The organism is Vibrio paucivorans (genome assembly GCF_054053395.1).
On the sequence record NZ_CM133230.1, the window covers coordinates 2,700,210 to 2,713,622 of the forward strand.

Annotated in this window: 7 protein-coding genes; 3 read left to right on the forward strand and 4 right to left on the reverse strand. The window is 45.4% G+C overall.

What is annotated here, in order from left to right:
- Positions 1-146: 146 nt before the first annotated feature.
- A complete protein-coding gene (gene arcA, locus ACXABW_RS12310) occupies positions 147-863 on the forward strand; it encodes a two-component system response regulator ArcA (RefSeq protein ID WP_252028096.1) in 717 nt (238 codons plus the stop codon).
- 66 nt (positions 864-929) lie between these two features.
- Here the strand turns inward: arcA and ACXABW_RS12315 are convergent, their stop codons facing one another.
- From ACXABW_RS12315 to ACXABW_RS12330, 4 genes are all read right to left on the reverse strand, one after another.
- Entirely contained in the window at positions 930-1,376 is a 447-nt protein-coding gene (locus ACXABW_RS12315; RefSeq protein ID WP_265686044.1) for a membrane lipoprotein lipid attachment site-containing protein, read from the reverse strand.
- A gap of 3 nt (positions 1,377-1,379) precedes the next feature.
- Entirely contained in the window at positions 1,380-3,722 is a 2,343-nt protein-coding gene (arcB, locus tag ACXABW_RS12320; protein ID WP_457522947.1) for an aerobic respiration two-component sensor histidine kinase ArcB, read from the reverse strand.
- A 109-nt stretch (positions 3,723-3,831) separates the two neighbouring features.
- On the reverse strand, positions 3,832-5,577 hold the full coding sequence (locus ACXABW_RS12325; protein WP_457522949.1) for a diguanylate cyclase domain-containing protein: 1,746 nt from the start codon (positions 5,575-5,577) through the stop codon (positions 3,832-3,834).
- 65 nt (positions 5,578-5,642) lie between these two features.
- Positions 5,643-6,587 carry a TIGR01212 family radical SAM protein gene (locus tag ACXABW_RS12330; RefSeq protein ID WP_457522951.1) on the reverse strand — a complete coding sequence of 315 codons (945 nt, stop codon included), beginning with the start codon at positions 6,585-6,587 and terminating at the stop codon, positions 5,643-5,645.
- Positions 6,588-7,125: 538 nt separating this feature from the next.
- Between ACXABW_RS12330 and gltB the strand changes: the two genes are divergently transcribed.
- Positions 7,126-11,673, forward strand: coding sequence for a glutamate synthase large subunit (gene gltB, locus ACXABW_RS12335; RefSeq protein WP_252028101.1), 4,548 nt, complete (start codon positions 7,126-7,128; stop codon positions 11,671-11,673).
- The gene (locus ACXABW_RS12340) at positions 11,673-13,142 is read left to right on the forward strand and encodes a glutamate synthase subunit beta (RefSeq protein ID WP_457522953.1); all 1,470 of its coding nucleotides are present in this window, start codon (positions 11,673-11,675) and stop codon (positions 13,140-13,142) included. Before gltB ends, ACXABW_RS12340 begins: the two co-directional genes overlap by 1 nt.
- Positions 13,143-13,413: the final 271 nt, after the last annotated feature.

Consider the following 13,413-nt stretch of genomic DNA (forward strand, 5'->3'; position numbering starts at 1 on the left):
GTGTGGCACCATGGACGGCGGGTAACTGAAGTCAGTGTTTTTTTGAAAACTTTGGTTTAATATCAACATCAAATTACCTGTATGCTATTTTTTTGCCTAGAATTTATTCTATTAGCACAATTTTTTCACAAGTTTAGGTACCGCCAATGCAAACCCCGCAGATTCTTATCGTAGAAGATGAGCAAGTAACTCGTAACACTCTAAAGAGTATTTTTGAAGCAGAGGGATACGCTGTTTTTGAGGCTAGTGACGGTGAAGAGATGCACCATGTGCTGTCCGACAACCAAGTTAACTTGGTGATCATGGACATTAACCTTCCTGGTAAGAATGGACTTCTTTTAGCTCGAGAATTGCGTGAGCAAGCCAACGTAGCACTTATGTTCCTAACAGGCCGTGACAACGAAGTAGACAAAATCTTGGGTCTAGAAATCGGTGCGGATGATTACATCACCAAACCATTTAACCCACGTGAATTGACTATCCGTGCACGCAACCTGTTAAGCCGTTCAATGAACGCTAGCGCGACTCATGAAGAGAAACGTAGCGTAGAAAAATATGAATTCAATGGTTGGGTGTTAGACATCAACAGCCGTTCTTTGGTAAGCCCAGGTGGCGACGGATACAAACTGCCTCGCTCAGAATTCCGTGCTCTGCTTCACTTCTGTGAGAACCCTGGCAAGATTCAAACACGTGCGGATCTGCTGAAGAAGATGACTGGCCGTGAGCTTAAGCCACATGACCGTACCGTAGACGTAACTATTCGTCGTATTCGTAAACACTTCGAATCGGTATCTGGTACACCAGAAATCATCGCTACTATACACGGTGAAGGTTACCGTTTCTGCGGTGATTTAGAAGAGTAATCAAGTTCTTAAAATAAAAGGCTTGCTCATTGAGCAAGCCTTTTTTCTATGCTGGCCATCAATCGACTAATACACAGTGTCGACTTTAACCTTTTTCTCCACCAGCCAGTTCTTCACACCATTAGTATCAATCTGAACCGCGATATCGACAGGTTGCTCTGAGTCGAGTTCTAGCTGCCATGTAAACGCTACTTCCCACTGACTTTCATTGTGAGTTCTTAAATCAAGGCTATCGGAATCAATTAGCCAAACTTCTTCGCCTTGTTTGATTGAAACACTCTCCACAACCAATTCTGCTGGAAGCGGTTGCTCTGATTCAAGGTAAAGTGCACCGTGGACATTCTGATCGCGCACCTCACCAATACTTGGCATCTTATCGATCCAAAGGTTGCTTTTCAGTGCAACATTTGACTCAGCGACTACGGCTTGGTTACCTTGTTCCCAGTTCACACTGGTCGAATTACAGCCCGCAAGCGCTGCCACTGCTAACGAGGTTACGAGTAATTTTTTCATAGTTTACCTTTGTCCTAACCAATCTTTTAGAATTCGAATATCATGCTGATACTCATTTTTAATTTCTTCTACCCAATCTGCGATATTTTCCCACCATGCCGGCATATCTGGTGATTGGGCTTTTTGGGCTACTTTCTGAATGTGCTTCAAGCCGATAGAGCCTGCAGCTCCTTTAATTTTGTGCGCTTCAGACACAATACCAGCTTGATCTTTTGCCATCATGTTCGAGTCTAAAATTTCAATATACTCCGGCATCATTTGCTCAAACATTTCAATACTATCCAGAACAGGCTTCGTCCCCACGATACCGACATAGGACTCTAACATGTCAATATCGAGCAACTGCTGATACAGCTCACTCACTTGTTCATCCACTTTTGTCACCACCTCTGGCTTACTTGGCTGGGTATCCATATTGCAGTACTTGCTGATCACTTCCTGAATTGCCACTACAGAGAGAGGCTTGCTCAGCGCATCATCCATACCCTGTTCAATATACTCAGATTTATTCTTCAGAACATTAGCAGTCAACGCCACCAAAGGTGGTAACTCTTTATGTCTTATGCGAAGCTCTTGTGCAACATCAAAGCCTGTCATATCGGGTAGTTGAATGTCGAGTAAAGCTAGATCAAACTCCGTTGGCACGAAACGCTCAAGAGCTTCTTCTCCACTCATCGCAACAGTAACTTTATGACCTAAACTTTCAAGTAATGAACGGGCGACCGTCACATTCAGTTCAATGTCTTCTAACATGAAGATGGATAAGCTTGGCTGCTCAAGAATCTGCTCTTGTTTCGCTAACACTTGCTCTTCGGCCAAAGGAACATGGATGGATACCGTAAACGTGCTACCAAAACCTTCTTCGCTTGCGACTGTAATGTCACCATCCATCATGTTGATTAGCTGACGAGAAACCGCTAAACCAATCCCGGTACCTACAGCATGCAGGTTGTCTTTACCTGATTTCACTTGGTAATACATCGCGAATATTTTCTCTAATTCGCTATCAGGAATACCTATCCCAGTATCTTCTACTTCAAAGATGATGGTTGCCATGTCATCTTCAACATCAGCGCTAACCGTCATCACAACGCTACCCTCTTTGGTAAACTTCATCGCGTTGCTTATCAAGTTCCAAAGCACTTGGCGCAGTCGAGTACCATCGACTTGAATCGCAGCCGGAAAGTCGGTCAAACGTTCAAGGTCGAACCTAAGCCCTTTTTGCTCAGCCATCAGAGCAGAAATACTCTCAATTTCAGCGACAAAATCTTCAAAATGCAGCGGGGTCGGCAGTAGCTCGAGTTTACGGCGATCAAATTTGTCCATATCGATAATGTCGTTAAAGATATTGCCTAGGGTAATGGCGCTGACATTGATAGTTTGCATATGCTTACGCTGCTCTGAATTTAACTGACTATCCAGGAGCATTCGACTTAAGCCGACAATGCCGTTGAGCGGTGTTCTCAATTCATGGCTGATAGTAGAAATAAATGTGGTTTTGTCGCGACTGGCTTTCTCTAAAGACTCTTCATGACGCTTACGCTCAGTAATATCACGGCCAAAGCCGACGAGTCCTAAGTGACGCCCTTCTTTGCTGTAAAACGGCACTTTGCGCAGTTCAAAATAGTTCTTACGTCCATCTGGGTATTCTAGCCACTGTTCGTAGGTTAGTGCTTGGTTATCAGAGAAGACTTTCTGGTCAGTATCGACAATCTGCTGAGCAACTTCTTTGCTATACACTTCCCATGGAGTTAAACCAACCAATTGGTTTTCTCGTTTACCTGTCAGCTCTTCCATTGCTCGGTTACAACCAGAGAAGACCCCTTCCGCATTTCGGTAGTAGATAAGATCTGGCGAGGCATCAATAAATGAGCGTAGTAATGCCGTTCGCTCAGCTAGCTCCACTTGAGCTTTCTCGCGCTGAAACACCTCATTCTCGAGATCTTTCATCGCTTCTTCCCTCGCTTCTTCGGCTTTGATCCGCTCTTCAATCTCTTGGTTCTGCTTTGCGATATTTTGCTGAAGTTTATGGTTCAGTTCTTGGTCTCGAGAGCGCATATCTTTGAGTTTAGAGACGAGCTTAGATAATCGCTGACGAGACTCTTCTAACTGATCGACTACAACAGAAAGAAAATACACAGCCCAAGGGGTAATCAACAGGCCGAAAAACACTGAACGGACGATATCGATATCATCTACATGACCACTGAGCGCAAGTGTTATGCCGACCTGTACAACAACGGCAAGCGCAACCAGTGCGAGAGCAAGGAGAATAGAAAAACGTAAGATGCCCAACTTCACCAGAAGATCGACATAGTACTGCGCGAGGTTTTTGATTGGTTTCATTAAACGCTCCATGCGAAAGCTAGAGGTTCAGTTTACCCGTTTTAAACATTCTAGGTAAGCTAAACCCATCACAGGACAAGCGTTTTAATACCTTCTTCGTTAACGATTTTTAGTCTGAATTCGCGTGCACACATGTTTGGTTTCGCCCGTTTTTCTTCGCTTGGTAAAGCGCGCTGTCGGCAAAAGCAATCATTTGATCAGGGGTATGATTGTGAGTTGGCAAATAGGAGGCCAATCCAATACTTACCGTAATGTAAGTCGAAACAGAAGAAAGCTCATGGGTGATAGCTGCTTGCTCAATATGACGATGAATATCAGCAGCAATCTTCTGCGCCCCTTCCGAAGTGGTATTCGGTAGTAAGAAACCGAATTCCTCACCGCCATAGCGTGCGACACAGTCTGAAGAACGGCTGAGTACTTGTTTAAATACTTCCGCCACTTTGACCAGTGCTTCATCCCCTTTTTGGTGACCGTAGTGGTCGTTGTAACCTTTAAAGAAGTCAATATCACACATCATAATGGCAATGGGTTGTTGCTCACGAACATGAAGATGCCACAGCGTTTCTAGTTGAGAATCGAAATGTCTTCGGTTCGATACTTTGGTCAAGCTATCAACGAAACTCAATCGCTCAAGCTCTTGGTTGGCTTCTGCTAGTTTTTTCTCTGCTAAGTAACGCTCTGATACATCTCGCGCCATGATAAGCACACCATTGGTACCAGAGGCAGGATCGCGGAACGGCGACTTTACCACATCAAACCAAATGTATTCTCCACTCGAACTGATGCTTTTATCCAGATGACGAGTCGATTTCCCTTCATACAGCACTTTGTAGTCAGAGCCAGAAAATCTCGCATACGCCTCATCCGGAATCACGTCCTGCAAGCGATGACCAATCAAGTCATTCACATCGGAGATACCTAAAGCAGTCACAAATGGTTGGTTACAGGCTTGGTACACCATGTTTTCATCAAAAATGCCGATGCAGTCTGGACTCGACTCTAAGATGTTCTGCAGAATGGTATCTCTCTGCGCTAATGCGACTTCAGTATCTTTTCGTCGCTCCATCTCATCACGCAAGCTCTTTTGAATATTGTGCCAATCGGTCACATCGTGGCTAATACCTAAGTACCCTAACTTCTCTCCTTCGGGGGACATCAGGATACTTTGATAGGTTTCTAGCAAGCAGCCACGTCCATCCGGAGAAGAAGTCCAAAAACGTTTACTTGCACGACCTTTCAGTACTCCTTCAATCGAAGCACTGCCTTCTTCTTCTCGATTGGCCCAAAAGCGCTGAAAAGCGGTATTGGTTTGAATAAGCTTACCCTGGTTATCTTTTATGTAAATGTGTTCAGAAAGAGAATCCAACGCACTTTTCGCGACAGACAAACTATTAATTTCTTCTTGGACTTCTTCACTAGTTTGAAAATGTGGAATGGCCGAAATAACCCAAGCCGATTGACCGCGAAACAGCACCTTACGCCCAGTAAAGTCAATCGCAACATGCTGTTGGCTTGAAACTGGCCAGTTAACTAAAAGAGAATGAAAATGTCGAGAAGAGAATGGCTGTAATTGGCCAAGCATGAAATTGGCATCAATACTGGTTGGGTATAAGTAGTTATGCCCGATACGTCGTACACCTAGCAGTTGCATCGCAGCTCGGTTGGAAAGAATCAGCTCCCCTTTTTGGGCACCCACCACCATAATTGCAGCAGGCATATCTTTCACCAACGTTTCTATATGTTTAACGTAACGAGAGTAGACCAGAACAACGCAAGCAATGCTGGCAAAGATCACCAAAAAGTCTAAACCATGACCATAGGTGCTATCCCATAGCCAAGTCATCCACTGTTCCATTGCTCCGGTATTCCTGATCATCTATTGATAACTTAAGGTTACGAAAGATATCAGGTTCTCGCCTGCTAATCCGCTTTTATTAGCGGTTTAGAGTAGATAAATGTCTGTTTTATAAGAGAGCCTTGAGCACCATCACGATCCAATGCCCGCCCTATCTCTGTCATCGCCAACCAACGATTTTCACACCATAATGGCGCGAGTAATGTTGGCCGACGAGCTGCTGAAGAAACTCGATGATAAACAATGTCGGCAGGAGTTCGGCGAATAAGCTCACTCGCTATGGATACATAACCATCGAGTGTAGGGGCTTCTAGTCGACCAGCCTTCCAAGCCTTGGCCATCGTACTGCCTTCCACTATATGTAGGCCGTGCAGCTTAATGCCGTCAGTTCCCACCTCTAATACTTTTTCTAAGGTGCGTAAATTGTCTTCTCTACTTTCTTTAGGCAGGCCAACAATCAAGTGTGTACATACTTTGATGCCCAAATCACGTGCCCTTTGAGTGATCTCGGCATAGCATTCAAAGTCATGACCTCGATTTATCCTTTTAAGCGTCGCATTGTTCGCAGTTTGTAAACCAAGCTCCAACCAAATCTCATACCCTTGTTCGACATACCCTGCTAATAAGTCGAGAACAGCATCAGGAACGCAGTCAGGGCGCGTTCCTACGCATAGCCCCACAATATCCGCCGCTTTAAGCGCTTCTTCGTACATATTTTTTAGCACCTGAACTTCCGCATAGGTACTGGTATAAGCTTGAAAGTACGCTAAATATTTACGAGCGCGCTTTATCTCACCCGCTCTATCCGTTAGCTGGTCGACAATGCTTTTAACTTGAGTTTCTTCGTCAACAAAAGACGATACATTGCAAAATGTACATCCACCTCGGCCTATGGTGCCATCTCTGTTAGGACAACTAAATCCGCCATGCAGCGTCAACTTATGGACCTTTTCTCCATAACGTCGCTGCAGGTCTTGGCCAATGGTGTTTACCAATTCATGTAATTGCATAAAGTCGCTCTAGGGTATAGATAGGAATACATCTCAATCCTATTCCTGTAAGTAAATTACATCCCTGCAAAATAAATCCGACCATTTTATTTAATTCAAACATCCCATAAACTAACAAAAATCAATAAACATGCAGAAAACGGGCGTTATTTGCGTAATGTTGCGCATTTGTTAAACGCAATATGCATTTTTAAGCGAAAAAAATGGGCCGCAGCGTTCACTTTTCATTGCAATTTGGAGGGACTAAATTGTAGGATACTTACACATAGCCGTTTTTTTTGTAGTTTAAATTACAAAATCAAACGCGGAAATGTCGGTGAATCCCTAGCCCCATCTATATAAACCACTAGAAAGTGGTCCAAATTAAACGGATATCACCAAGGATTGTTTTTCTCGCAATATTTTTCCTGCGAGATACGGAAAGGACTCAAGCTAGCCACCACAGGCTGGCTTAGATTCATAAAAAATAAAGGACAAGACACCTAACTGAGCTTTTGCTTAGTGATTTGTGTCGACATTAAACTGGAAGGATGTATCTATGGTAGATAGAGAGCAGAATACACAAGGTCTGTATACTCCAGAACTGGAGCATGACGCTTGTGGTATCGGTTTTGTTGCTCACCTAAAAAACCGTAAATCGCACGAAGTTGTTACTCAAGCACTCGATATGTTAGCTCGTATGGAGCACCGCGGCGGTCAAGGCTGTGATCCATGTAGTGGTGATGGTGCGGGTATCTTATTGCAAAAGCCCCATGAATTTCTTTTAGAAGAAGCCGTTAAGCTTGGTATCAAGCTGCCTTCTTTTGAAAAATATGGTGTTGGTGTTGTGTTATTCCCTAAAGATGAACACAAGCGAGCACAATGCCGCGATATTTTAGAGCGCAATGCTAAACGCCTTGAGCTTGAAGTCATTGGCTACCGCGTACTGCCAACAGACAACTCAATGATAGGTGCAGACCCACTGAGCACAGAGCCACAGTTTGAGCACGTTTTTGTCTCTGGTGGTCCAGGCATCACACCAGAAGAACTTGAGCGCAAGCTATATGTGTTACGTAACTATACCGTTCGAGTTTGTCTTGAAAGCGTTTCTAATATTGGTGATGACTTCTACATCAACTCTATGTCTTACAAGACGGTTGTATATAAAGGTCAGCTAACGACAGAACAAGTACCTCAGTACTTCCTAGACCTACAAAACCCGACGATGGTGAGTGCCCTTGCGCTTGTTCACTCTCGTTTCTCTACCAATACATTCCCGCGCTGGCGTCTAGCTCAGCCTTTCCGTTACATCGCTCACAACGGTGAAATCAACACAGTTCGCGGTAACCTGAACTGGATGAAAGCCCGTGAAGCGATCATCGAATCAGACCTGTTCACTCAGGCTGAGATCGACATGCTACTGCCTATCTGTCAGGAAGGCAGCTCAGATTCATCTAACTTCGATATGGCACTTGAGCTCCTAGTTCTATCTGGTCGCAGCCTGCCACATGCGTTGATGATGATGATCCCTGAAGCATGGCAAGAAAACAAAAACATGGATCCAACTCGCCGTGCGTTCTACCAATACCACGCGAACGTCATGGAACCATGGGATGGCCCGGCATCTGTATGTTTCACTGACGGTGTTCAAGTAGGTGCAACCCTTGACCGTAACGGTCTACGCCCTTCTCGCTACACAGTCACTAAAGATGACTTCCTAGTAATGGCTTCAGAGTCTGGTGTTGTTGAAATTGAACCAGAGAACGTTGAGTTCCGTGGTCGTCTACAACCTGGTCGTATCTTCGTCGCTGACCTAGAGCAAGGTCGCATCATCTCTGATGAAGAAGTGAAAGACGGCATTGCATCAGCACAACCTTACGAGAAGTGGGTTGAAGAAAACCTACTGAGTCTTAAGAAACTGCCAGATGCGAGCAACGAATTCAGCCAGCCTTCACCAGAGAAGCTACTGCACAAGCAGCAAGCGTTTGGTGTCAGCTCGGAAGAAGTTAACGAAATCATTGTACCAATGGCGAAAGACGGCAAAGAGCCACTTTCTGCTATGGGTGCCGACTGGCCACTAGCGATTCTTTCGCACCAGTCACAACATCTATCAAACTACTTTAAGCAGCTGTTTGCTCAGGTAACTAACCCGCCAATCGACCCGATTCGTGAGCGTATGGTTATGTCTCTGAACACTTACCTAGGTAAAGATCAGAACCTACTGGCTGAGTCTCCAGAGCACTGTCAAAAAGTAGAGCTTGAGTCACCAGTTCTATCTAACTCTGAGCTAGAAAAACTACGTGCTATCGATAACGAGCACCTTCAAGCGAAGACGCTAGACATCGTATTCCAAGCAAGCGAAGACGAAGGCAAACTAGAGCGTGCACTTAAGCGTATCTGTCAGTACGCAGAAGATGCCGTTATCGATGGCTACTCAATCATCCTTCTAACAGACCGCGCAGTTAACTCAAACCACGCTGCAATCCCAGCAATGCTGGCTGTTGGCGCTGTTCACCACCACCTAATCCGCAAGGGTCTACGTGCTAAGTGTGACATCGTGGTTGAGACAGGTGATGCACGTGAAACACACCACTTTGCAACACTAGTTGGTTACGGTGCAAACGCAGTTAACCCATACCTAGTTATCGAAACTATGGTTGAGCTACAGCGTACGAAGAAGCTGGATCCAAACACAGATATTCGCGAGCTATTCGAGAACTACCGTAAGTCTATCAACGGTGGTCTACTGAAGATCTTCTCAAAGATGGGGATCTCAACACTGCAGTCTTACCACGGTGCACAGATCTTTGAAGCACTGGGTATCAGCAAATCTGTAGTTGATAAGTACTTCACTGGTACGGTTTCACGTATCCAAGGTCTAACAATCGACGATATAGCAAAAGAAGTGCTTGTGCGTCACCGCATTGGTTACCCAACTCGTGAAATCCCAGTACAAGTGCTTGATGTGGGTGGTGTTTACCAATGGAAACAGCGTGGTGAAAAGCACCTGTTTAACCCTGAGACTATCTCACTACTACAAGAATCAACGCGCAACAAAGACTACGCTCAGTTCAAGAAATACGCGAAAGCGGTAGATGACCAAGGCGATAACGCAGCAACGCTACGTAGCCAACTAGACTTTGTTAAGAACCCAGCAGGTTCAATCCCGCTAGAAGAAGTTGAGCCAATCGAGAACATCCTGAAGCGTTTCGCAACAGGTGCAATGTCATTCGGTTCGATCTCTTACGAAGCGCACTCAACACTGGCTGTTGCGATGAACCGCATTGGCGCGAAATCGAACTCTGGTGAAGGTGGTGAAGATCCAACTCGTTTCGAGCGTAAAGAAAACGGCGACTGGGAACGTTCTGCAATCAAACAGGTTGCTTCTGGTCGCTTTGGTGTGACTTCTTATTACCTAACTAACGCAGATGAGCTACAGATCAAGATGGCTCAAGGTGCGAAGCCAGGTGAAGGCGGTCAGTTACCAGGTGATAAGGTTGATGACTGGATCGGTGCAACACGTCACTCGACTCCGGGCGTAGGTCTAATCTCGCCACCACCACACCACGATATCTACTCAATTGAAGATTTGGCTCAGCTAATCTACGACTTGAAGAACGCAAACCGTGCTGGTCGCGTCAACGTGAAGCTCGTATCGGAAGCAGGTGTAGGTACCATCGCATCAGGTGTTGCGAAAGCGAAAGCTGACGTTGTCCTAATTGCAGGTTTCGATGGTGGTACAGGTGCATCTCCAATGTCATCTATCCGTCACACAGGTCTACCTTGGGAGCTTGGTCTAGCTGAAACACATCAAACACTTCTGAAGAACGGCCTACGTAACCGTATCGTTGTTCAGTCTGATGGTCAGATGAAAACGCCTCGCGACCTTGCAGTAGCAACACTACTGGGTGCTGAGGAATGGGGTGTAGCAACAGCTGCTCTAGTGGTTGAAGGTTGTATCATGATGCGTAAGTGTCATAAGAACACCTGTCCTGTTGGTATCGCAACTCAGAACAAGACTTTGCGTGAGCGCTTCGATGGCCGCGTAGAAGACGTTGTGACATTCTTCCAATACATGGCTGAAGGTCTACGTGAAGTCATGGCGGAGCTTGGTTACCGCACTATCGATGAGATGGTTGGTCAATCGCACAAACTGAAAGTGCGTGAAGATATCCAACACTGGAAATACAAAAACCTAGATTTGTCTCCAGTACTTCACATCGAGCAAGCTCGTGAAGAAGATGGCGTTTACAACCAAACACAGCAAAACCACAACCTAGAGGAAGTTCTAGACCGTAAGTTGATTCAAGCGGCTATCCCTGCACTTGAGAAAGGTGAAGCAGTAAATGCTGAGTTCCCTATCATCAACACGGACCGCTCTGCAGGTACCATGCTGTCGAACGAGATCTCTAAGGTTTATAAAGACGCGGGTCTACCTCAACCAATGAACGTGAAGTTCAACGGCAGCGCTGGCCAATCTTTCGGTGCCTTCCTTGCTAAGGGCGTTAAGTTCGAAGTGGAAGGTGATGCGAACGACTACTGGGGTAAAGGCCTATCTGGCGGTACGCTAGTGCTTTACCCTGATGCGAAGTCAACCATCGTTGCTGAAGATAACATCGTTGTAGGTAACGTATGTTTCTACGGCGCGACCTCTGGTGAATCATACATCCGCGGTATGGCGGGTGAGCGTTTCTGTGTACGTAACTCAGGCGCGAAAGTGGTTGTAGAGGGTGTTGGTGACCACGGTTGTGAATACATGACTGGTGGTGTCGCTGTAATCCTTGGCTCAACAGGTCGTAACTTTGCAGCAGGTATGAGTGGCGGTGTGGCTTATGTTTGGGATACTGCTGGTGACTTTGAAACTAAGCTAAACCCAGAACTAGTCGACCTAGACCCAATCGAAGCAGAAGATCGCGAACTACTGAAAGAGATGCTAACTAAGCAAGTAGAGTTCACAGGAAGTGAAGTTGCTCAGTCTTTCCTAGACAATTTTGAAGCTAGCCTAGAGACCATGGTCAAGGTTATGCCGCGTGATTACAAAGCGGTACTTCAAAAGCGCAAAGCTATCGCTGAGCAAGCACAAACGGAAGAAGTGGAGGCAGTATAATGGGTAAGCCTACTGGATTTTTAGAGCATGGTCGTGAGCTTCCAAAGAAGCTCGATCCATCGGTTCGTATCGAAGACAACAAAGAGTTCGTACTCAACGAAGAGTTTGGTGACAAAATCAATACTCAGGCTTCTCGTTGTATGGACTGTGGTGTCCCTTTCTGTCACAGCGGTTGTCCGATTGGTAACATCATTCCAGAATTTAACGATGCGGTTTACCGTGACAGCTGGGAAGAAGCTTGGAATATTCTAAGCTCAACCAATAACTTCCCAGAATTTACAGGCCGTGTATGCCCATCACCTTGTGAGAGCGCATGTGTTCTTGGTATCAACCAAGATCCAATCACCATCTGTAACATCGAGAAAACTATTGTAGAAACTGCGTACCGTGAAGGGTACGCCAAACCTAAAACACCTCGTTCACGCACAGGAAAAACAGTTGCAATCATTGGTTCTGGCCCTGCTGGTCTTGCTGCAGCTGAGCAGCTAAACAGCGCAGGCCATTCAGTCACTGTATTTGAGCGCGACGAGAAAGTTGGCGGCTTACTGCGCTTCGGTATTCCAGACTTTAAGCTGGGTATGGACGTGATTGATCGTAAGATCAACCTAATGGCTGAAGCGGGCGTTGAGTTCAAAGTCAACCAGCACATCGGTGTTGACGTGAATGCACAGCAGCTTCGTCAAGAGTTCGATGTAGTACTACTGACAGGTGGTTCAACGGTTCCGCGTGATCTGCCAGTTCCTGGTCGTGAGCTAAAAGGCGTTCACTTCGCAATGGAATTCCTAGGTCAAAACAACCGCCGCGCAAACGACATGGATCTTAAAGGTGAAGAAATTCACGCGAAAGACAAGCATGTTGTAGTTATCGGTGGTGGTGATACTGGCTCTGACTGTGTTGGTACATCTAACCGCCATAAAGCAGCAAGTGTTACTCAGGTTGAGATCATGCCGATACCACCAGAGAAGCGCCCGGCAAACATGCCTTGGCCTCAATACCCAATGATCATGAAGACAACCACTTCTCACGAAGAAGGCTGTGATCGTCATTGGAACATCCTGACTAAAGAGTTCATCGGTAACGATGAAGGTCAGGTAACAGGTCTACGCATCGCTGACATCGTATGGAAAGATGCAGCACCTGGTGAACGCCCTACTTTTGAAGAAGTTGCGAACTCTGAGCGTGTTATCCCATGTGATATGGCATTTCTGGCTATGGGCTTCCTACATCCAGAACCAACAGGCGTGCTCGCTCAACTAGATATCAAATTAGACGAGCGTGGTAACGTAGCAACTACAGGCTTTGCAACCAACCAAAAAGGTGTGTTTGCTGCAGGTGATATGCGCACTGGCCAATCTCTAGTAGTACGTTGTATCAACGAAGGGCGCGAATGTGCGATTGAAATCGACCAATACCTAATGGGCGGTTCCAACTTAGAAGCGAAAGCCGATTCACTGATGCTATCCGCTTAATAAACAACAATTCCTTCCTTTATATTTTGGCCAGCAATTCATTGCTGGCCTTTTTTTATCTTCATTTTTTATTGTTAAAAATATGTAACAATAAGAATCCTATATGTTTGATATTAAATAGCATTTCCAGTGTAATACGTGGTAAATCGCATACCAGCGTGATTATTCACCAAGAACTTGACCTTTTTCATAATAACCTATACGTTGTGAAGTCGATGAAAAATAAAACCATCTAATTTGTTAAATATTCAAAGAGTTTTTATAAGCTAAT

What these genes read in the sequence shown, in the direction of transcription:
- arcA (WP_252028096.1), top strand. Translation starts at nt 147, where the DNA reads ATGCAAACCCCGCAGATTCTTATCGTAGAAGATGAGCAAGTAACTCGT.
- ACXABW_RS12315 (WP_265686044.1), bottom strand. Translation starts at nt 1,376, where the DNA reads ATGAAAAAATTACTCGTAACCTCGTTAGCAGTGGCAGCGCTTGCGGGC.
- arcB (WP_457522947.1), bottom strand. Translation starts at nt 3,722, where the DNA reads ATGAAACCAATCAAAAACCTCGCGCAGTACTATGTCGATCTTCTGGTG.
- ACXABW_RS12325 (WP_457522949.1), bottom strand. Translation starts at nt 5,577, where the DNA reads ATGGAACAGTGGATGACTTGGCTATGGGATAGCACCTATGGTCATGGT.
- ACXABW_RS12330 (WP_457522951.1), bottom strand. Translation starts at nt 6,587, where the DNA reads ATGCAATTACATGAATTGGTAAACACCATTGGCCAAGACCTGCAGCGA.
- gltB (WP_252028101.1), top strand. Translation starts at nt 7,126, where the DNA reads ATGGTAGATAGAGAGCAGAATACACAAGGTCTGTATACTCCAGAACTG.
- ACXABW_RS12340 (WP_457522953.1), top strand. Translation starts at nt 11,673, where the DNA reads ATGGGTAAGCCTACTGGATTTTTAGAGCATGGTCGTGAGCTTCCAAAG.